Source organism: Algoriphagus sp. 10J20-15 (assembly GCF_055809615.1).
Genome location: NZ_JBVVUG010000003.1, coordinates 32,124 through 53,408, shown reverse-complemented (window position 1 = coordinate 53,408; position 21,285 = coordinate 32,124). Strand labels below are relative to the sequence as shown.

Genomic DNA, 21,285 nt, shown 5'->3' with positions numbered 1-21,285 from the left:
TAATTCTTCACAACCGCAACTAGCCTTGGAGGCACAGAAGGGTTTTCCGTGGAAGAGCGAACATTCGAATTTTATTCAGAAGGTATTTTTCACTTTGTCCTCAGAGGTAAGGATGGCTTATTGCCAAAAAGCTGGATGTTGATTCACACGAAAACTGGATGATCTTTAGCTATGCAGACAGTGCTTCGCCGCAGTGACACTGAGAATCTGGCTACCAATCCTAGTCACGTTGCATCAATGAGATCGTATCCCAGCCTATCCCATAGTCGCCTGCCTCTGGCAGGTTCCAAATATGGCGGCGGCTTTCTTGATGGTTAGGAGAAGGAAAGTTGCACAGACAGTAATTAAATTTTGCTCTCTTTAAATTCCATGGCCATCAACTTTATATACAAGCCCTAAAAAAAATCAGCGAAAATCCATGGCCGTTGCTGTGAACATCAGAGGAAAAAAGGAGCTCAAAAAAAGCCCTGATCTACAAATCAGGGCTGTTGATAATAGTTGGCTTAATTTAGAAATAAAGGGTTTTGCTTCGACCTTTTGAGTCTGTTACTCTCGCATGGATATCCTTCGCATTAAACTTGCTGAATGAATAATCCTTTTTAAAACCTTCTTCTTGGGATATTTGCTCTGTGTAAATCACTTTACCGCTTTCGGAAGAAATAATTTCTACTTTAACTCCGGGCTCATTTAGCCCAAACACTGATAGACTTACGGTATTATTGTCAATAAGTTTACCTGAAGCCATCAGCGGCAATGCTGAATCTGGGGTAGGTTTCTCAAATGTCTCTACGGTGTAAGTAACTTCCTCCTCTTCTGTAACGATTTTGACCTGATAGTCTCCAGCTGGCATGTTTTCCATATTGTAAGGAACCATCAAATTCTCACCTTTGACGCGCACATTTCTGTTATTTAATACTTTGCCGTCCGTGGATAAAATAGTGATTTTCGCCTTGCCTACTCCCTCATTGAGCGTCACATTGATTTTTTTGTAATTGGAATTTACTGAAGAAAGAGCTCTCAAATCTTCACTTGCATTTGCTACGAATGAGCCAAAAGATAAAGTACTTGCAAGTGCTACTGTGAATAAAGTTTTCATAATATGTTGGTTTAGAAGTGTTGTGCTATACCTATTGCGAAGTGCATACCAAACCAAAAAACAATCTTTGCTAAAAGACTTAATTAATTCTAGATATTAATTTTTATAACAAATAATCAGAATTAAATTTTGAAACAAATCCAAATAATTAACAAAACCTGTATAAAAATTGATCACATCTGTGACCGACTGTAATGTCAGCGGACAGTTTTAGACGGATTACAGCATTTCTGAGGTTGCACCATGTTACACTTGTTAAGAAAATTTAATTTTGAAAAAATCGAAAAAACAGTTCATTAGATTACGCTACTAACAAATAACATGTACGCTTATGAACACACTTTGTCCGAAAGAACACAAGTAGGTGATCAGATTTAGAACTAACTTTCACCTACTTTCTAAAACTTGCTACCAGTGCTATTCGTTAGGCTTAGTCTGATTAATCAATCCCAACAGATTTTATTTTCTTTCGCCATACATGAGAATCTTCCCACTTACTATAGTATATATTCTGCTCTCTATTGGGATAGCAATAGGTCAGCAATTGACTTTGAAGCTCACTCCTAACAGTTCTATTGGACAGAGGAAAGAATATATTTTTAGTAAAGTGATGGATTCAAGAGTTCAAAAATCAGTAGGACAAGTATACGATTCAGAGCGGAATAAACTGACAGCTACCTTTGACGGAAAATTAGCTGAGCAAGCAAAGTTTTTTTATAATTCAAGAATCACATCAGCTCAGAATACTTCATACAATATTCTAGTCAAAGTCTACAATTTAGATCTTAAAGAAATCTACCAAGCTAATCAGCGAGGATATAAAGGAGAGATTCAACTAAGTCTAGGCTTTTTTGTCCAAGGTGAAGGAAATCCAGTTCATTTAGTTGACTTTAATGGAAAAGCTAACTATGGAAGACCTGCCAATCAAACTACAAACGTGCAAAAAAGTGTACAGCAATTATTTGAAAATAGTTGGGAATACTTCGATGCTTGGTTTAGCAGCCAAGCGCCTACCAATAGATCCCTGGCAAAGACTGTAAAGTTGAATATTCTTGACCCTATCCTACCTAGTACCAAGGACACTGTCTATTATGATCCAGAAAGGCCTTTGACATGGGACGATTTCTCTGAATCTCCAGACCCTACAAGCTCCTTCAATGCAACCATTTTTAGCAGCTTGTCAATCGAAGGAAACGCAGAAATAGTAGCTGGGGAAATCATCCAGACAATTTTCATAAAAGTATATATGCTACCAGATCAGTCTTGGGTGAAGAATGCAGATGACTACGCAAACAATCATGAGCAGAAGCATTTTGACCTGACCAGAATTGCTGCCGACCGAATGATCTACGCATTAAATAACGCAGATTTGGAACCGGCCTTCTTTGAAGCAACACTCAACGACATCTATTTGGACGCCTATCGAGAGATGAATAAGCTTCAGGAATTGTATGATGGCCAAACCCGAAATGGTTTAAACAGAGATGTACAGGCTAGATGGAACCAGATAATTAAAGAGTCGCTGACTGGAAATTGGGAAAAGCTAGATCACTTATTGGAAACAAATAACTAAAGTATGTGGTTAGCTTATCAGTTTTGGGTAATCAACAAACTTTCAAAAAAACTCATCTCAATTTGCATTTTCTCATTCACCTCCTATCTTTGCCAACGATAATGGAAAACAGCAATAGAAATATTGATTTTTTAGCGACTGCACATCAAGGCAACTTGATGCATCATTTCCATCATTCCTCCTGAGGAATATTTTTACACACACGGTGAAGCCGATGATAGGGATTCCGCTTTTCACCATTATTTACTTACAATCTTTTATTTCATAGCGTAACTTGCCAACATGGAAAAAATTATCCGTATTGCCGTGCAGAAAAGCGGCAGACTATCTGACGATTCACTCAGCCTCATCAAAGAATGTGGCATCAAATTTTATAATGGAACGGGCAAACTCAAGTCCACTTCCACCAATTTCCCAATCGAATTCTTGTTTCTTCGTGACGACGATATTCCAGGCTATGTAGCTGATGGAGTAGCTGACTTAGGTATTGTAGGTCAGAATGAGGTGGTAGAGAAAGACAAGAATGTCACTACAATGAAGGCTTTAGGATTCTCTAAGTGCCGACTTTCCCTAGCTGTAGCAAAAGGTCAGGAATATAACGGAGTAGAGTTTTTCGAAGGAAAAAACATTGCTACATCCTACCCAAAAATCCTTGGAGATTACCTTAAAAGCCAAAATATCAACGCAGACATTCACGAAATTTCAGGTTCGGTTGAGATCGCTCCAAGCATAGGATTAGCGGAAGGAATCTGCGATATAGTCAGCTCTGGCTCCACACTGATGATGAACGGGCTGAAAGAAGTAGAAGAGATCTTCAAATCCGAGGCTGTCCTGATCGCAAATAACGATTTGCCAGATTGGAAAAAGGAGATCGCGGAAAAATTACTCTTTAGAATCAATGCGGTTCAGAAAGGGAAAAGCAGCAAATACGTGCTACTAAACGCACCAAATGAATCCATTGAGCGAATTATAAGCTTGATTCCTGGGTATGCGTAGCCCTACAATATTGCCACTTGCTCAAGAAGGCTGGTCATCTGTGCACTCAGTATTGAATGAAGATCAATTCTGGGAAAATATCGAAGAACTCAGAGCTGCCGGAGCAGAAGGAATACTAGTCGTTCCTATAGAAAAGATGATTCTTTAATTCTGCAAAGCTATTTGTATAACCCTAGCCCAGAAATCAAATGAATATCCTGCATAATCCTAATCAAGGCACTTGGAAAAAGCAGTTGGCTCGACCAACGTTCAAAACCAAGCAGATCAATAAGATCGTAAAACCTATTCTGAGAAAGGTGAAGAGAAATGGCGACAAAGCCCTTTTCAAATTCGCTATGGAATACGATCATGTAGAATTAGAATCTCTTTTCCCTTCGGAAATAGAAATTCAAGCAGCTTCGGCTGCATTATCTCCTTCTTTAAAAGAAGCTATAAACGTTGCTAAAGCTAATATTGAGCGATTTCATAGAGCCCAGGCTACGCCAGAGTTGGTGGATGAGGTGATGCCTGGAGTTGTTTGTATTAGGAAAAGTGTACCTATCCAAAAAGTTGGTTTGTATATCCCAGGAGGAACGGCACCTCTTTTCAGTACGGTATTAATGCTTGGAATTCCCGCGATCTTGGCAGGATGCAAGGAAATTGTGCTTTGCTCACCTCCGAGCAAAGAGGGGAAAATCCATCCTGCAATACTCTACACTGCTTCGCTAATTGGTATCACCAAAATCGTAAAAGTAGGCGGAGCTCAGGCGATTGCTGCAATGACTTTTGGAACTGAAAGCGTACCCAAAGTGGACAAAATTTTTGGCCCTGGAAACCAGTTTGTAACTGCTGCAAAGCAAATAGCTACCAAGTATGGAGTTGCTATAGACATGCCTGCTGGGCCTTCAGAAGTTTTGGTTTATGCAGACGAATCAGCAAATCCAGCCTTTGTAGCTGCAGATTTACTTTCACAGGCAGAGCATGGCGTGGATAGCCAGGTTATTTTGGTGACTGATACTGAGAAATTTGCGAAGCGAGTCATCAAAGAAATAGATGAGCAACTGGAAGAGCTACCGAGGAAGGATATTGCCAAAAAAGCTCTTGCAAATTCCAGAGCTGTGATTATTGACAGCCCAGAAAAAGCTATGGAACTTATAAATTTCTACGCACCAGAGCATTTGATTATAAGTGTTGCGCAGGAAGATGAAGCAGTCAATGCCGTTTATAATGCAGGATCTGTTTTCATTGGAAACTACACACCGGAATCAGCCGGGGATTATGCATCCGGTACAAATCATACATTGCCGACTTACGGCTATGCAAGAAATTATAGTGGCGTATCTCTGGATAGCTTTGTGAAGAAAATCACCTATCAAAAAATCTCTCCTGAAGGATTGAAAAACATAGGACCTACCATTGAAATAATGGCAGAAAATGAATTACTAGAGGCACACAAAAATGCCGTAACAATAAGACTCAAACATCTTAAAAAACAGAAGAAATGAAGTTTGACTTAACCCCATTACTTAGACCTCACATCGTAAACCTTCTTCCATACACCTCCGCTCGTGATGAATATACCGGCAAAGAGGGCATATTTTTGGATGCAAATGAAAACCCATACGGATCAGTGACAGATGCAGATTATAATCGCTATCCTGATCCCTATCAGTTGGAACTAAAGGATGAAATCGCCAAAATCAAGAAGGTGAAAGCATCCCAAATCTTCTTAGGAAATGGCTCTGATGAGGCGATAGACTTGCTATTTAGAGCATTTTGCGATCCTGGAAAAGACAATGTAGTCCTACTTCCTCCTACTTACGGAATGTATGAAGTGAGTGCAGGAATCAATGATGTGGAAACACGCAAAATCCCATTGACTCCAGATTTCCAGCTTCAGCCGGATTTGATTTTGAAAGCAGTCGACGAAAATACCAAGATTATCTTCGTCTGCTCACCGAATAACCCAAGTGGAAATAAGGTAAACCGTGAAGATATACTAAGGTTGCTTCGCGAATTCAGAGGCTTGGTCGTTGTGGATGAAGCTTATATTGACTTCAGTGATGAGCCAAGCTTTACTACCCACATGGAAGAATTCGGAAATCTCCTGGTAATGCAAACTTTCTCAAAAGCCTGGGGACTCGCTTCTCTACGACTTGGGATGGCTTTTGCCAGTAAAAAAATGATCAAAATTCTAAATCGTATTAAGCCACCTTATAATATCTCTGGATTGACTCAGGAGACTGTCTTGGCTGCAATACAAAAAGTAGATAAGGTCAATTCTATGATTGCCGATATACTTCAGGAACGTGATTTCCTTAAAGAAGAAATGAGCAAACTGGATTTTGTGCAGAAAATCCATCCTTCACATGCCAACTTCCTTTTGGTACAAATACCTAATGCAAGCCATGTGTACGACGATTTGATTGAAGAAAAAATCATTGTCAGGAATAGATCAAAAGTACAGCTTTGCGAGGAATGCCTTCGAATCTCTGTGGGAACTAGAGCCGAGAATGAAGCCTTTATAAATGCTTTGAAAAAAATTTATGAAGAAAGCTATAACCTGTAAACCATGAAAAAGAAAGTCCTTTTTATAGATCGTGATGGAACCATCATCAAAGAACCACCAACTGATTTTCAAGTAGATAGCTTAGAAAAGTTAGAGTTTTTGCCGAAGGCGATTTCTAACCTTCGCAAAATTGCTGAAGAGACTGATTATGAATTGGTAATGGTTACCAATCAGGATGGGTTAGGAACCGATTCATTTCCTGAAAACACCTTTTGGCCAGCACAATTTAAAATGCTAAAAACACTGGAACAAGAGAATATATTCTTCAAAGCAATACACGTCGACAAGACTTTTGAAAGTGAAAATGCGCCAACCCGAAAGCCAAACACTGGTCTTCTGACAGCATATTTTTCTGATGAATATGACTTGGCTAATTCCTATGTAATCGGAGATACACTGTACAGATGTGAAGCTTGCCGAAGAAATCTAGGAGCCAAGGCGATTTTCATTGGAAAAAAAGTAGAAAATGCAGCGTTGAGCACAACGAACTGGGATGAGATTTATCAGTTTTTGAAAATGCCTCCTAGATCAGCCGAGGTAATCCGTAAAACTTCAGAAACTGATATTTATATCAAGCTAAATCTGGATGGCAACGGCCACTGTGATATCAAAACTGGCTTGCATTTCTTTGATCACATGCTTGAGCAGACTGGGCAAACATGGAAGCACAGATCTAGAGATTAAAGTAAATGGTGACCTACATATTGACGAGCATCATACAATAGAAGATACAGGATTAGCGCTTGGAGAAGCTTATTTAAAAGCTCTTGGAGATAAAAAAGGAATCTATCGATACGGGTTTCTACTTCCTATGGATGATGTACTGGCACAGGCAGCAATTGACTTTGGCGGAAGGCCTTGGATGATGTGGGATGCTGAGTTCAAGCGTGAGAAGGTGGGCGACATGCCTACAGAGATGTTTTTCCATTTCTTCAAGTCCTTTTTCCTGACACTGCCAAGTGCAATCTGAATATAAAAGCAGAAGGAGATAATGAACATCATAAAATAGAGGCGATTTTTAAGGCTTTTGCGAGAGCTATAAAAATGGCTGTAATGCGTGATCCTAGAAATATCAACCAACTTCCAAGTACGAAGGGAGTTCTTTAATAACCAGCAGAGTATAGTCTTTTCTACATGCGAAAGGGTTATTTCTGAAAATTTCGTAGGGATTAGGAAAATTTTACATAGAAAGTTTTTCCTAATCCCTATTTTTTTTGTTCATTTAGTCATGAAACGACTTTTACGTACCTTACCTATCCTTTTAATACTAATTATAGGCAGCTCTTGCTCCAGCAGCCTTCAAAAGGCTGAGCAACAATTCAATAATGGGCAATATGAGGAGGCAATTTCACATTTGAATTCATACCTTTTTTTTAACGTCACTGATATAAAAGCATTGCATATTCGTGCGAGGTGCTACGAAGAGCTGGGAGAAATAGAAAAGTCCAAATCAGACTACGAGCGAATCATATCCATAGATAAGGAATATGCCCACGGGTATGGAGGTTTGGCTAAACTACTTTTTGAGCAAAAGGATTATGAAAATGCAGAATCCATGATTCTTCGAGCTGCTACATTAAATCCCGAAGATTTTGACATTATGTATCTCCTTGGTCGGACGATGTTAATGAATGGTAAGTTCAAAAAAGCTGAGGAGTTTCTAAGAAAAGCAGCAGATTTGAATCCTGATTATGCCCAGGTTTATTACTACACAGGAATGGCTCTAGCTTATCAGGGAGATGCCTTAGGATGCGCAGCTTCCTTTAATTCTTATGTCAGCAGAGAACCAAATAACATGGTAGGCCGCTACAATCGTGGGTTTGCCTATATGAATGCAGGTTTTTTAAAATGGGCTTTAGAGGATTTTGACGCTGTGCTGGCGCAAAACCCTAAGCACACGGAAGCTTTGGCAAAAAAGCAACAATGCTTAAATTATTTAGGCTTGGCAGCAGCTAATTAATCTCGAAATAAAGAAATCTTAAAACTTCAAAGCTGCTATCTCAACCGCTCCATAATAGCTTTCTTATAATTACTAACAGCCTGCTCACTCAATCCTAAAAACAAGTACGGCTCGATCATTTCCAGTTCCATTAAGTGGAACTCGCCATCTATTTCCACCCCATCTACTCGGACATACAGGCTTTCTGAGGCGAATTCATCTATGAGATTTTGGCATGAAGCCAGCATAGAAGATGATGGGTGAATCGGTTTTATCGTTCCTCCAAAATAATGTTGAACCCGGAAATCTTTGCTTGCTGGAGTTTTCAGTACTGCATGGGAAAACTTTCCATTGAAAAAAATAAGTGAATACTCTCCTACCCGTTCTATTTCAGGGACAAAAGGTTGGACCAAGAATGCTTCTTCATTCACCCATGCTTGAATTTTTTCAATATGTTGATCCCAATCGTTCCCACTAATTTTCAGGGTATTCTTCGCTCCGCCGCTCACTAAGGGCTTAACAACCCAAGTTTCAGTTTTAATTTTTGAAGCTATTTTTTCTTTTACTAATGGCAGTCCCTTTTCTAAAATCATCCCAGCAATTACTGGAAAACCTTTAGATGCAATTTCCAGAAGATATCTTTTCGAAGAATTCCAACGAATAGTATCCATGCTATTTAAGGCAGGGATGCCCCAGCTTTTTGATTTTGTCTATCCAAGTCAAAAATTCAGGGTAAAAGTCAAAATAATCCCATGTTGACTTGATTAGCAAGAGAGAAAACTGCTCCCATTTAACTTCAGGATCAGACCAACTTACAATCTTATGAGGAATTTGGTGTTCGGATAGAATTTCGGACAACATTTGATTTTCATCGAGTGTATTGTTATCATACGCCCCAACTGAGAAATAACTTACAATAGCTACATGCATCATTCTTGCTAAATTTTTACTCAAATCTATACTTTAACCAAAATTTATAGTCACCACTCTTCTAAAATCGGTCTTTAGCCTTACTTTTGGCCTTTGCCCTAGCTATGAACCATCGTAAACTCGTCATAATCCCAACTTTTAATGAGAAGGAAAACATCGTAGACATGATCCACGCGGTCATGAATCTGGAGGGTGGATTTGAGTTATTAGTGATCGACGATGGGAGTCCGGATGGAACCGGGAATTTGGTAAAAAGTCAACAGGTTGTTTTTCCTGATAGGCTTCATCTACTAGAACGGAAGGGAAAGTTAGGCTTAGGAACAGCCTACATCAAAGGCTTTAAATGGGCTTTAGAGAAAGATTATGATTTCATATTCGAAATGGATGCCGATTTTTCACATAATCCTAATGACTTAATTCGACTTTATGAAGCATGTGCAGACCGGAGTTTTGACCTCGCCATTGGTTCACGGTACATTACAGGAGTGAATGTTGTAAACTGGCCTATGGGCAGAGTATTGATGTCCTACTTCGCCAGCGTATATGTAAAATTCATCACCGGACTACCTGTCAAAGACGCCACAGCAGGATTCAAATGCTATCATAAATCAGTATTGCAAGGGATCAAACTTGACGAGATTCGATTTGTAGGCTATGCATTCCAGATAGAAATGAAATTTACCTCTTGGAAACTAGGGTTTAAGCTGGTAGAAATCCCAATTATTTTCACTGACCGAACTAAAGGGTTGTCCAAGATGAGTCCAGGTATTTTTAAGGAAGCTGGATTTGGTGTAATATCAATGAAAATCAAAAGTATTTTCAATCCTTACAAGGCTAATCAAAGCGGATCGACCGAATAGGGTCTACCTTTGAGATCACCATAACAGGTATCCATAATACGGCTGCAGTAAGCAGAACAATCCCAATATTTATAGAAATAAATGCTATCCAATTCGAATCGATTGGGACATAGCTCATGTAGTAGCTTTCAGCATCTAAAGGAATAAGTCTGAATTTATCCTGCAAAAAACCGATTCCTAATCCAATTGCATTCCCTATAAGCATTCCCCGCAGCAGGATGTTGATTCCATTCCAAAAGAATATCCTTCGAATTTGATGATTAGTAGAACCCAAAGCTTTGAGTAAGCCGATCATTTGGGTTCGTTCCATGATCAAAATAAAGAGGATTGCCCCCATATTAAAGATTGCTACAAAGCCAATCAAACCAATGAACACATAGACATTGTTATCCAACAGACTCAGCCAGTCAAAGATCTCTAAAAATTTATCTTTACTTTTAATCAACTTTAAATCATAATCCATATAATCCTCTATAAGAGCTGAGTATGAATCAGTATTATTAAAGTCATCAACGAAAATTTCCATACCACCAACCTGATCTTTGGTCCAGTCATTTAGATTTCTGATCGTTTGTAGCTCACCAATTATAATCTTCTCATCAAAGTTTTCAAGATAGGTTTGAAAGATTCCTACTACTTCGACTCTTCTATATCTCGGGGGATCTTGTACAAAATATAGGGTGATCTTATCTCCAACTTTTAACAAAAGTTTATTAGCAATGAATTGGCTTAGCATAACTTCATTGCTTGTTCCTTCATCAGGAATCTGAAGCATTCTACCATCAACCACATACTTTTTGAATCCTAGCGTATCAAAATCCTGACCCACACCCTTCATCAATACACCTTCTACTTCTTCGTCACCTTTGATTAAAGCCGCTTTGTGAGCAAAAGACTGAACCTTGGTAATGAACGGAAGTTCATGATAAGTTTTATTAAACTCTGAATTTAAAGAAAAGGGAGCCTCTTCGAATGCATTACTCATTGTGAATCGCTGCACTTGAAAGTGACCTGTGAAGCCGTAGACTTTTTCGGAAACGGTGCTTTGAAAACCTCCCAAAACCATAAAGGAAACAAGAGAAACTGCAAGCCCAAGCGCTAGGCTTCCTACTGCAATTTTATGTATAGTGGCCGAAAACCCACCAGCTTTCTTGAAACTGATTCTTTTGGCAATGAAATAGGAAAGGTTCAAAGGACTGCTTTAATTTGTTCTATGAGACCGCAAAATAGCATGAAGCAAACGAAACTTTCGCCCTTTATTTACTTTTTGAGTATAGTACCGTTAATTCTTTCAAATTCAGTTCAGCCTTGCTAAGGTCATTGCTAGTAATAGATGGAACCTACAAGCACTGTTTTGCGAAATGCCTTATCAATAATTGAGTTTGGATATTTCAAATTCTATATTTCAAATTTCAAATCAACTTCACTATGAATAAAAATCTTCGAATCATTTATATGGGCACTCCTGAGTTTGCAGTGCCTTCTTTAAAGTTGTTGGTAGAAAATGGTTGGAATATCGTAGGTGTGATTACAGCTCCGGATAAGCCTAAAGGACGTGGACAAAAGCTAATTCCTTCGCCGGTGAAAGAGGCTGCGCTTAAGTTGAATTTGAATATTCTTCAACCAACAAATCTAAAGTCTCCGGAATTCCAGAATGAGCTTCGTGCCCTTAAGGCTGATTTACAAATTGTGGTAGCATTCCGAATGCTTCCTTGAATCAGTATGGAATATGCCTACATTAGGCACCTTCAATCTTCATGCATCTCTTTTGCCAAATTATCGAGGAGCTGCACCTATAAACTGGGCTATAATTAATGGAGATAAAGAGACCGGTGTTACCACTTTTTTCCTTAAGCATGAGATCGATACTGGTAGTATTATTTATCAGGAAAAAATAAAAATCCTTAAAGAGGATGACCTTGGATCTGTGTATGAAAAATTAATGAACCTTGGGTCACAGTTGGTTCTTAAAACAGTAGAAGACATTGCTGAAGATAAAGTCGAACCTACGCCTCAGGACGAATCCAAAGCGATTCATCATGCCCCAAAAATCTTCAAAGAAACCGGTGAAATCAACTGGAGCAACTCAGCAGAATCGATACATAACCTTGTAAGAGGACTTTCTCCCTACCCTGCTGCATGGACTAAATTTGACGGGAAAATCTGTAAAATTTACAAAACAAGTTTTTCTTCCAACCAATCAACTGGTAAGCCAATCGGGGACTTGGTAACTGACAATAAAAGCTATTTGAAAGTCCAAACGGGTGAGGGCGTGCTAGAGATTTCAGAACTTCAATTAGAAGGTAAAAAGCGGATGAAGGTGGATGATTTGCTTCGGGGCTACAAATTCAATTAAAAAGGGTTTTTATAGAAAAAGAGCAAAATATATTATTTTTAACCTGATTTTAAGGAACTTAAGGACAATATCTACACCAATTTTTAAATCAAAAAATCATGAAAAATCTGAAGTCGTATATCCATAATAATAGTATTAATCACAGCACTATCTTTTTCAGCTGAAGCACAATTCATCAAAAAAATCCAGAAAGCCGCAAATAGAGGCATGGAGAAAGCAATACAAGACAAAGTAGAAAAAGAAGCAACCAAAATGACCGAAAAGCAGCTTGAGAAGTTGTTTTCCGACATGTATGGGGATGGATCGGATAGTTCTTCTACTGGAGGATTTGACATGAGCAAAATATTGGGTGGACTAGGAGAACCAGTAGATACCGAAGATGAATATGAGTTTTTTGGATACCTAGTTATCGAAATGATCAGCACAAACGAAAAAGGAAAGACTGAGGATCCTTTTCTCTTGAAATCCTATCTAGCTGAATCGGCCGATTATACTGGAATGGAATTAATAGATCCAAAAAACCCAAAAGCTTCCACTTCAATGGTTTTCGATGTGAAAAATCAAGCCTCAATTGTTTTCCTGGACAATAAAGGGGAAAAATCCAGTTTCGCATACAAGTTGGATATGGATGAGCTCGATACAATGATAGATGAAGAAATAGATGCTTCCAGCGATGAATACGATGTTACAATTGAAAAAACGGGGAATTCCAAAGAAATTTTGGGCTATGCCTGCGAGGAGTATCATGTAGTCAGTGAAGATGGAGAAGGCTACTATTGGCTGACAGATAAACCAATCGGTGGGTATGCATCTTTTTGGGGTGCCAATAGTCCCATGATGACTGCAAAAGCGCAAGAAAGATATGCGCAGCATTTCAAAAATATGCCTGAAGGCAATTTTATGGAATTGACTTTCACCTCCAAAGACTCTGAAAAAGTAGAGATGAAAGTGATAGAAATAGATGAATCCTCTCCTAAATCGCTTACAATGTCGGAATACCCGAACATCATGAATTCAATAGAGAAGGAGTAATTCTAGCTTTTTTTATTTTATATGGTGTCAAGGCCTGTTATCTTCAAGGCAAGAAGGATTTTGCATGAAGATATCACTAATAGCCGCTATGGCCACCAACAATGTAATTGGTAAAGAAAACGATCTAGTTTGGCGATTGCCAGATGATTTTAAGCGATTTAAAAGACTCACTTCCGACCATTTTATTCTTATGGGAAGAAAGACTTTTGAGTCATTGGGAAAACCTCTACCAAACAGAACCCATATCGTAATTACCAGAAATAAGAACTATAAAGTACCTGAGGGGCATTATGTATTTGAGAGTGTAGAAAGCGCATTTATTTTCTGCCAAAAGATGAATGTTGAACATCTCTATGTCATCGGTGGTGGTGAAATCTACCGTCAAACATTACCTATGTCTGATGAGTTGGTACTCACTGAAGTTGATGCCTCGCCTGAAGGTGATACTCATTTCCCAGAATTTAATATGGAAAACTGGAAGATAACTTTCAGAGAACATCATCCTGCTGATGATCGAAATCAATATCCTTTTACCTACGTCAATTACGAAAGAATACACAAGTAGCATGTCTAAAAAAGTAATCTGGATAACTGGAGCTTCCTCTGGAATTGGAGAAGCCTCAGCTTACAAATTTGTAAATGAAGGATATCAAGTAATTCTTTCAGCGAGAAATGAAGAAGCACTTAAAAAAGTTAAAACAGCTAGTTCACATCCTGAAAACTGCAAAGTACTTCCACTTGATCTGGTAGATCAGCACTTATTTGCAGAGAAAACTGCTGAAGCTATTGCTGCTTTTGGGCATATAGATTCGGTCTTACATAATGGTGGAATTAGTCAGCGTTCTTTGATTAGAGATACCCCAATTGAAGTAGACAGGAAGCTCATGGAAGTAAATTTCTTTGGAACTGTAGCTCTTACAAAGGCAATACTTCCTCATTTTATTGAAAGAAAAAGTGGACAATTTGGAGTGATTTCATCTCTAGTGGGCAAATTTGGCTCGCCCTACAGATCAAGCTATGCTGCGGCTAAACATGCACTTCATGGGTTCTTCGAATCTTTGAGATTAGAGCATTTTGAGGAAAATATTTCAGTTACTATGATCTGCCCTGGTTTTATCAAGACGGATGTTTCGAAAAATGCACTGACAGCTGACGGCACTCCTCTCAATGAAATGGACAAAGCGCAAGAAAATGGAATGAGTGCTGATGATTGCGCAAAGGAAATCTACAGTGCACTTAAAAAGCGAAAAGAAGAAGTTTATATCGGTGGAAAGGAAACAATGGGAATTTACTTAAAGAGATTTGTTCCTACAGTTTTCACAAAAATACTACGTAAATCAGAAGTGAGATAATAAGATGAAAGTAGTTAGAGCTGAAATAATAGCCATAGGAGACGAATTGCTCTATGGTCAGATAGTGGACACAAACAGTCATTGGATCAGTCAAGAATTGGACCTTATGGGCGTCAAGGTGGTTCGAAAAACTACTGTAGGCGATGACAGAAAAGACATTCTGGCGGCATTTACTTCAGCCGAAGCTAGAGCTGACATTATTTTGATTACCGGAGGACTTGGTCCCACACAAGATGATCTGACCAAACCATTGATGGCAGAATACTTTGACTGCCCAATTGTTGAAAATCCCGCTGCAGTAGAGGCTGTTACAGAGTTTTTCAAAAGACGAGGAAGAGAAATCACGCCTTTAAATATTCTTCAAGGACATTTACCTTCCTGTTGTACTTATGTACCCAATGAGGTGGGCACAGCTCCGGGCATGTGGTTTGAAAGAAATGGAACTTACTGGATGTCTATGCCAGGAAGTACCACACGAAATGAAAAGGTTGATGACCGACTTCGTCTTACCAAAGCTGCCTACCCTATTTCCTCTACCTATCATTGTGCATCGGATGGTCAAAACCGTCGGTATTGGAGAAAGTTGGCTAGCAGATTTGATACGGGAATGGGAAAATGCGCTTCCAAAAAATATAAGGCTGGCATACCTTCCATCGTTAGGTCATGTCAAGCTCCGACTTACAGGTTTTGGGCAAGTCAAAGAGGAAATCGAAAAAGATATCCAAGCACAGATAAATTTGGTCTTACCGAGTATTGAGAAATACGTATATGGTTATGATTCTGAGTCTTTAGAAACGGCAATTGGTAAGCTTTTGACATCGAATGAGAAAACTGTAGCATTAGCTGAAAGCTGTTCTGGAGGCTACATTTCACATTTAATAACCAGTATTTCCGGGAGTAGTTCGTATTTTAAAGGGGCAGTAGTACCCTATCACAATCAATTCAAAAATGAAATCCTTAAGGTTAGGAATGAAACTTTAACCTCTTTTGGAGCAGTTAGTGAAGAGACTGTCACAGAAATGGCTAAAGGAGTTCGAGATTTATTCCATGCCGATTTTGGACTAGCTAGTAGTGGAATCGCTGGTCCAAATGGAGGTACAGATGAAAAACCAGTAGGTACAGTTTGGATTTCCTGCGTGGGAGAAGGTTTTATTGAAACAAAAAAACTTCAACTGACACAAGACAGAATGCTCAATATACAATTGACTGGAGTAGCAGTATTGAATCTCCTTAGGATTTGTATTTTAGAGAAATAACAAATAAAATTTCTATTGAAAGGTTTGTGATCCTGTTTTATAAAATTTAATTTTAAAACTTGTATATAAACCCAATAAATCATTAATCAATAACCATGGCGATTGTAGAAATGCTAATGCCCAAAATGGGCGAGAGTATCATAGAAGGTACAGTGCTTACTTGGCTTAAAAAAGAGGGTGACACGATTGAACAAGATGAATCCGTATTGGAAGTAGCTACAGACAAAGTAGATACTGAGGTTCCTTCTACTCATGCTGGAGTCCTAAAACAAATCCTTGCTCAAGAAGGTGATGTCATCGCCGTGGGTGCTCCGATTGCAATTATAGAAACTGAAGGCGAAGTAGATTCTGCTCCTTTAAATTCAGAACCAAAAGCTGATTCACAGAAAGAAGACCTTATTTCTTCTGCGCCTGAAAATACTGCTGCTATTCTTAAAGCGCCAGACAATTCAAATTCAGAAGCTGATGGAGACGATAGATTCTACTCTCCCCTTGTTCAAAGTATCGCAAAAGAAGAAGGTATTTCTAAAGCTGAACTTTCAAAAGTTCCCGGATCTGGAAAAGATGCACGCGTGACCAAGCAGGACATGTTGAATTATCTCGAAACAAGAAATACTCCAGTTAAAGAATCTGCTTCTATTCCATCTATTTCTGCTCCAAAAGTACAGGTTAGTGTTTCTGGTGAAGACGAGATCATAGAAATGGACCGGATGCGCAAGATGATTGCGCAGCGAATGGTAGAGTCGAAACGTATTTCCGCTCATGTCACATCCTTTGTTGAAGCTGATATGACCAATATTGTTTTATGGAGAGAGCGTCATAAACTTGATTACAAAGCTAAATTTGGAGAGTCAATTACATATACTCCATTTTTTATTGAGGCGGTAGCAAAAGCAATAAGAGATTTTCCAATGATCAATATCTCTGTAGATGGTGATAGACTTATACGGAAAAAGGACATCAACATCGGTATGGCTGTAGCACTCCCAAGCGGTAACCTAATTGTCCCTATCATCAGGAAAGCAGATCAGCTTAATCTTGTTGGCATTTCGAAAAAAGTAAATGAGCTTGCCAACCTTGCCAGAAACAATAAGTTAAATGCCGATCACCTTGCTGGTGGTACCTATACCGTTTCCAATGTAGGCTCTTTTGGTAATGTAATGGGAACTCCTATCATTCCACAGCCTCAGGTAGCAATTATGGCTGTAGGAGCTATTGTGAAAAAACCTGCGGTCGTAGAAACGCCAACTGGCGACGTGATTGCAATTAGACATAAAATGTTCTTATCTCACTCCGATCACCATCGAGTGGTAGATGGTTCCCCTAGGTGGGAAGTTTGTCAAGCGTGTTTCGGATTACCTCGAAGCATTTGATATCAATACTCCCCTATAATATTAAAAGCCGGTTTGCTGAACTAGCCCCCATAAGTGTCAAACTTTTTGGGAGCAAATCATTAGCCGGCTTTTTTTATACTTTTCCATGTGATAATTCAACCTTTAAGGAGTACTCCTTCAATTTTTCTGCTAATGAAAATAACCTAATAGGCTTGGTCAAATAGTCATCCATACCCGCTTCTACAGCTTTTTTCTGATCTTCATCGAACACATTGGCAGATAAGCCTACAATAAAAACTCTCCCTTGCTCACCCAACTTTCTGATTTCCCTTGACGCATCCAAACCATTCAAAACAGGCATTTGCACATCCATCAGTATAAGGTCAAATTCCTTTTCTTTTACCATCTGCAATGCTTCTTGCCCGTTTTTAACCACCTCGAATTCATAGCCCAGTTGATCAAACATAAGATGCATAAGCTGAAGGTTTAATTCATTATCCTCTGCTAAAAGAATTCTAAGTGGATATTCTTTAGCCATACCATTCCAATTTACCCGCCTTGGCTGTTCATTTAAAGTAAATTCTGTTGGTATTTCGGGAGCTTTTTTCACTATTACCGAAAAAGAAAAAACAGATCCTCTTCCTAGTTCACTAGATATAGTCAGCTCTCCTCCCATCAATTCCACTATCTTCTTTGCAATCGCTAATCCAAGCCCAGTCCCTTGATAACTTCTTGAACTTGAACTTTCAACCTGATAAAATGGATCCGTTAGTTTGGGAATTTCCTCTGCTGGAATACCTATTCCACTGTCTTGAACTATACATTTTAAAAAATTGATTCCTCCGGAAATATTTTCAATTTCTAGCTTTGCCGACACTATTCCACCCTTTGGGGTAAACTTAACCGCATTCCCAACTAATATTCAGAATAATTTGGTTGATTTTCTCCACATCTCCTTCCATCATCTCCTCTGTTTTGGGTTGATGGGTAGTTTTAAGAATAACTCCTTTCTTTTGAGCTAATCCTGATAGAATTTGGACTTGCTTTTCAAGTTCGTCTGCAGGACAAAAAATATTTGTATTGATTTCTATTTTTCCAGCTTCAATTTTAGAATAATCAAGAATATCCTTAATAATGCTTAGCAGTGAATTACCTGAATTTTTGATAACCTCCAAGTATTGAAGTTGCTCATCATCCAAGTTGGTTTGGCCCAACAAATCAATTATGCCCAAGAGCCCGTTCATTGGTGTCCGTATTTCATGACTCATATTCGCTAAAAATTCAGACTTGGCTCTACTCGCCTGATCTGCAGCATTCATGGCTTCAACTAATCCCTTTTCCCAAACACGCTGGCTGGTGATATCTTTGGTAATAGACATCATTCGTTTGGCTATCTAAAGGGAAAAACCGAATCTCAAAGTATTGACTTTCTTCCCTAGAATTGAAATTTAAATCGACAGTTTGAATTTGCCCCGTTCTTCTTGCAAGGTCAAAAGCAAATTTTGTCTGATCCCGTTGCTTTTCCGGAACCAAATCAAAAACAGACTCACCTATCACTGAGGTGCCTAATGATTTTAGAAATTTTTGGTCTTTAGCATAAGACTCTAATAAAATCCCATAATTATCATACGCAAAAATGATATCAGGAATATTATCAATCAGGTTTTGGAGGCGTTTACCACTTTCAATCAACTCTTGTTTGCTTTGAAATTGATCAGAAATATCAGTGCAAATCCCAAGTCCACCATTAAATCTACCTGACTTATCAAATACTAATTTTTCAAAGATTCTTAACCTAACTACTTTTCCATCAGGCTTTTTGAAATCGTATTCAAGGTCCACAAAGGACTTATTTTGACTTAAAGCTCCTTTTACTAATTCTCTCACATTCAGAACATCTACATTCTTGGTATTACTTCCAAATGCTTCCAAAAAATCAGTTTTAGAATGTCCTAAGATTTCATCGACTTCTTCACTTACCCGAGTTATCTGCCCTTTAAAATCGTGAAAAAACACAAACCCCCTCAGCTCTTTAAGTAAAATGTTTTGTTGATCAAATAATTCCGAAATCTCCTGAGCACTTTCTTCAAGTAGTTTTTGTGACTTTAATCTGTTCTGAATTGAAAGTGTAAAAAAGACAACCGTACCAATTAATAGTATTACAAACCCGGCAAACAAAAATAGGTAAGTACTATAAATCCCACTTGTGCATTGAATTGGATTCAATCATAAATAATAGGGCTACGTTTTCATAAATACTTCCAAAATCAAAAGGGTATTCTACCAATACTCCAATGCCAGCCTCTTCTTCCTCCTTCCAATCAATTTCGTAAATTCCAATTACCCCAATTGATGCATCATTTTGAATATTTTGATATGAAACGGAGTCAATTTCTAATGTTAATTGTTCATCCTCAAGATCAAGACTTATCAATTCTTCATCAATTAGGAGCAATTTTGTACCTCCATTATTCAGATAATAATGAGTGACAAAATTCTTGGTAAACCTAATCGGGTTTAACGAAAATGTAACCTCAAATCCCTTCCCATTACCAGCGGTATAGTATAGAAAATTTCGACTTCCTTTTAGAGGTACCTTCTTTGTATATCTATTTCGAATGAAATCATTTCGATCAGTTTTGGTCATATACACCACCGAATCCTGAAGGTTTACCCACGCAGTATCAATAAGACCTGGATAGTTGTAGATAAATCTTTCTAACGGCTTTGGTAAGATCATCTCTGAAATCATCCCCATCCAAGTCTTCGTCTTCAAGATAGTCTGTAAGCCCACTTGCATTCTCTTCGAATCGATCAATAGCGAGCTCAATCTCAGAAGCGGCTAGTTCTGTTTGTTTTATCAAGAACTCCTTTCTAGCCTTAATCTCAGCATCAGAAATAGCGATAAAAAAACTAACCCCTAGTAATACCACCATAAATACCAACCCACTGCCAATGACAAGCGTTAGCCAAAAATCTCTACGGTATCCTATTCTATTATTCATTATAAACTAGGTTCAATTTCTACTAAATACCAATCTAGGAGATTAAAAGGGGCAGAATAAGCAGCTATTGGACTAAACTCATCTTTGAATTGAAAGAATATTTCCTTATTCAAGAGAAGAGATTTTGCCATCTCTCTGACTTCTTTGTTCTTGCTATTAAATAAATTATAGTCCGAAACTCGATAGTTGTCTGATTGAATTGTTTCTTTATAAACGTGATTTAACAAAGGAGGAAAACTAAGTGCTTCGATAGCTCCGGAATTTCCTGCTACAATATCGCCTTTACTATTTACTATCAAATACTCCCCTTTTTTGTTATCTAAATATCGCTCGAAAATCTCTTCTACGGTGATATCTATACCTAAAACAGCATACAATTCACCATCCAATTGTACTGGATGAACCAAAGATAAAATCCAGCCTCTTCCGGCAGGGTCAACATAGACCTCAGGTATCCATTTGGCACCCTTTTCAGGATTATGATTAAAATCCCCTTCATAGAAAAAATTAAAGCTTGTCACGTCGAGATTTGGGTCTAAAAGTGTTTTAGAATCGTAAGCAGGAAAAACCCTGGAAACTTGATCTATAGCATTGTAATAGACTTGAGCAATGATACCATACTTTTCAAGAGATTTCTTAAAAAGAGAATCCATACTATTAGTAATCAAAACACTTTCCATCGATTTATCAAAATCTTTGGTTGTATTAAATATAACTACGGTGCTTAGGTATTCTGAATCTTGAGGGGTGTTAATAGAATACCCACCATCAAAACTATACTTTGTACGATCTGCCTTTTGTAGAATATTATCCCTGTTTTCTAGGAGAAACTCGAAGTGATCTTTCAATAAAATAATCTCCTCCTCCAATATTTTGAGCTCGGACTCCATCTCCACAATAATGGAATCATCAAAACCTGTACTATGGTCACGCTGAAGTTTATTAGGTGAATTACAGGAGGCTAAAAGAAGGAAAACGGGGAAAAGCGAGAGGAAAAAAGACTTCATG

General features: G+C 38.4%; 19 protein-coding genes and 4 pseudogenes. 13 read left to right on the top strand and 10 right to left on the bottom strand.

Annotated elements, in window-relative coordinates; translation table 11 throughout:
- Positions 1 to 508: 508 nt before the first annotated feature.
- Positions 509 to 1,096 (bottom strand): hypothetical protein, encoded by a 588-nt coding sequence (locus tag AC0L6R_RS00705; protein ID WP_473269428.1) that lies wholly within the window; start codon positions 1,094 to 1,096, stop codon positions 509 to 511.
- A 478-nt stretch (positions 1,097 to 1,574) separates the two neighbouring features.
- On the opposite strand from AC0L6R_RS00705, the gene AC0L6R_RS00700 reads away from it, so the two are divergent.
- The 6 genes and pseudogenes from AC0L6R_RS00700 (at position 1,575) to AC0L6R_RS00675 (ending at position 8,173) form a co-directional block, all read left to right on the top strand.
- Positions 1,575 to 2,669: a DUF922 domain-containing protein gene (locus AC0L6R_RS00700; RefSeq protein ID WP_473269427.1), complete on the top strand. Its 1,095-nt coding sequence runs from the start codon at positions 1,575 to 1,577 to the stop codon at positions 2,667 to 2,669.
- Positions 2,670 to 2,951: 282 nt separating this feature from the next.
- Positions 2,952 to 3,813 (top strand): annotated as a pseudogene (gene hisG / locus AC0L6R_RS00695) (ATP phosphoribosyltransferase).
- Positions 3,814 to 3,853: 40 nt separating this feature from the next.
- Positions 3,854 to 5,149 (top strand): histidinol dehydrogenase, encoded by a 1,296-nt coding sequence (hisD, locus tag AC0L6R_RS00690; RefSeq protein WP_473269426.1) that lies wholly within the window; start codon positions 3,854 to 3,856, stop codon positions 5,147 to 5,149.
- The gene (hisC, locus tag AC0L6R_RS00685; protein ID WP_473269424.1) at positions 5,146 to 6,213 is read left to right on the top strand and encodes a histidinol-phosphate transaminase; all 1,068 of its coding nucleotides are present in this window, start codon (positions 5,146 to 5,148) and stop codon (positions 6,211 to 6,213) included. The genes hisD and hisC overlap by 4 nt, the downstream gene beginning before the upstream one ends.
- A gap of 3 nt (positions 6,214 to 6,216) precedes the next feature.
- A pseudogene (hisB, locus tag AC0L6R_RS00680) lies at positions 6,217 to 7,320 on the top strand (bifunctional histidinol-phosphatase/imidazoleglycerol-phosphate dehydratase HisB).
- 121 nt (positions 7,321 to 7,441) lie between these two features.
- On the top strand, positions 7,442 to 8,173 hold the full coding sequence (locus AC0L6R_RS00675; protein WP_473269422.1) for a tetratricopeptide repeat protein: 732 nt from the start codon (positions 7,442 to 7,444) through the stop codon (positions 8,171 to 8,173).
- 35 nt (positions 8,174 to 8,208) lie between these two features.
- On the opposite strand, the gene AC0L6R_RS00670 is transcribed toward AC0L6R_RS00675, so the two are convergent.
- Together AC0L6R_RS00670 and AC0L6R_RS00665 are read right to left on the bottom strand one after the other, a co-directional pair.
- On the bottom strand, positions 8,209 to 8,823 hold the full coding sequence (locus AC0L6R_RS00670) for an ATP-grasp domain-containing protein (RefSeq protein ID WP_473269421.1): 615 nt from the start codon (positions 8,821 to 8,823) through the stop codon (positions 8,209 to 8,211).
- 1 nt (position 8,824) lies between these two features.
- Positions 8,825 to 9,106 carry a hypothetical protein gene (locus AC0L6R_RS00665; RefSeq protein ID WP_473269420.1) on the bottom strand — a complete coding sequence of 94 codons (282 nt, stop codon included), beginning with the start codon at positions 9,104 to 9,106 and terminating at the stop codon, positions 8,825 to 8,827.
- 80 nt (positions 9,107 to 9,186) lie between these two features.
- Here AC0L6R_RS00665 and AC0L6R_RS00660 point away from each other — a divergent pair, with 80 nt between their 5' ends.
- Complete coding sequence (locus tag AC0L6R_RS00660) at positions 9,187 to 9,942, top strand: polyprenol monophosphomannose synthase (protein ID WP_473269419.1); 756 nt, start codon at positions 9,187 to 9,189, stop codon at positions 9,940 to 9,942.
- Here the strand turns inward: AC0L6R_RS00660 and AC0L6R_RS00655 are convergent.
- Positions 9,917 to 11,134, bottom strand: coding sequence for an ABC transporter permease (locus tag AC0L6R_RS00655; protein ID WP_473269418.1), 1,218 nt, complete (start codon positions 11,132 to 11,134; stop codon positions 9,917 to 9,919). The two genes, AC0L6R_RS00660 and AC0L6R_RS00655, sit on opposite strands and share 26 nt — an antisense overlap.
- 236 nt (positions 11,135 to 11,370) lie before the next feature.
- Between AC0L6R_RS00655 and fmt the strand changes: the two are divergent.
- The 6 genes and pseudogenes from fmt to AC0L6R_RS00625 all read left to right on the top strand — a co-directional run bounded on the left by fmt (position 11,371) and on the right by AC0L6R_RS00625 (position 17,311).
- Positions 11,371 to 12,298: pseudogene (gene fmt, locus AC0L6R_RS00650) on the top strand (methionyl-tRNA formyltransferase).
- A gap of 207 nt (positions 12,299 to 12,505) precedes the next feature.
- On the top strand, positions 12,506 to 13,330 hold the full coding sequence (locus AC0L6R_RS00645; RefSeq protein ID WP_473269417.1) for a DUF4412 domain-containing protein: 825 nt from the start codon (positions 12,506 to 12,508) through the stop codon (positions 13,328 to 13,330).
- A gap of 64 nt (positions 13,331 to 13,394) precedes the next feature.
- The gene (locus AC0L6R_RS00640) at positions 13,395 to 13,895 is read left to right on the top strand and encodes a dihydrofolate reductase (RefSeq protein WP_473269415.1); all 501 of its coding nucleotides are present in this window, start codon (positions 13,395 to 13,397) and stop codon (positions 13,893 to 13,895) included.
- A 1-nt stretch (position 13,896) separates the two neighbouring features.
- Positions 13,897 to 14,682 (top strand): SDR family oxidoreductase, encoded by a 786-nt coding sequence (locus AC0L6R_RS00635; RefSeq protein ID WP_473269414.1) that lies wholly within the window; start codon positions 13,897 to 13,899, stop codon positions 14,680 to 14,682.
- 4 nt (positions 14,683 to 14,686) lie between these two features.
- Positions 14,687 to 15,938, top strand: a pseudogene (locus AC0L6R_RS00630) (competence/damage-inducible protein A).
- A 95-nt stretch (positions 15,939 to 16,033) separates the two neighbouring features.
- Positions 16,034 to 17,311 carry a dihydrolipoamide acetyltransferase family protein gene (locus AC0L6R_RS00625; protein WP_473269413.1) on the top strand — a complete coding sequence of 426 codons (1,278 nt, stop codon included), beginning with the start codon at positions 16,034 to 16,036 and terminating at the stop codon, positions 17,309 to 17,311.
- Positions 17,312 to 17,405: 94 nt separating this feature from the next.
- Here the strand turns inward: AC0L6R_RS00625 and AC0L6R_RS00620 are convergent, their stop codons facing one another.
- The 6 genes from AC0L6R_RS00620 to AC0L6R_RS00595 are packed head-to-tail and all read right to left on the bottom strand — an operon-like array spanning position 17,406 to position 21,284.
- Positions 17,406 to 18,149 (bottom strand): response regulator, encoded by a 744-nt coding sequence (locus AC0L6R_RS00620; RefSeq protein WP_473269411.1) that lies wholly within the window; start codon positions 18,147 to 18,149, stop codon positions 17,406 to 17,408.
- 22 nt (positions 18,150 to 18,171) lie between these two features.
- Positions 18,172 to 18,651, bottom strand: coding sequence for a histidine kinase dimerization/phospho-acceptor domain-containing protein (locus AC0L6R_RS00615; RefSeq protein ID WP_473269409.1), 480 nt, complete (start codon positions 18,649 to 18,651; stop codon positions 18,172 to 18,174).
- On the bottom strand, positions 18,596 to 19,498 hold the full coding sequence (locus AC0L6R_RS00610; protein WP_473269408.1) for a PAS domain-containing protein: 903 nt from the start codon (positions 19,496 to 19,498) through the stop codon (positions 18,596 to 18,598). The genes AC0L6R_RS00615 and AC0L6R_RS00610 overlap by 56 nt, the downstream gene beginning before the upstream one ends.
- A complete protein-coding gene (locus AC0L6R_RS00605; RefSeq protein WP_473269406.1) occupies positions 19,464 to 20,012 on the bottom strand; it encodes a hypothetical protein in 549 nt (182 codons plus the stop codon). Before AC0L6R_RS00605 ends, AC0L6R_RS00610 begins: the two co-directional genes overlap by 35 nt.
- On the bottom strand, positions 19,957 to 20,277 hold the full coding sequence (locus AC0L6R_RS00600) for a hypothetical protein (RefSeq protein WP_473269405.1): 321 nt from the start codon (positions 20,275 to 20,277) through the stop codon (positions 19,957 to 19,959). Before AC0L6R_RS00600 ends, AC0L6R_RS00605 begins: the two co-directional genes overlap by 56 nt.
- Complete coding sequence (locus AC0L6R_RS00595) at positions 20,277 to 21,284, bottom strand: cysteine protease (protein ID WP_473269404.1); 1,008 nt, start codon at positions 21,282 to 21,284, stop codon at positions 20,277 to 20,279. Before AC0L6R_RS00595 ends, AC0L6R_RS00600 begins: the two co-directional genes overlap by 1 nt.
- Position 21,285 lies beyond the last annotated feature (1 nt).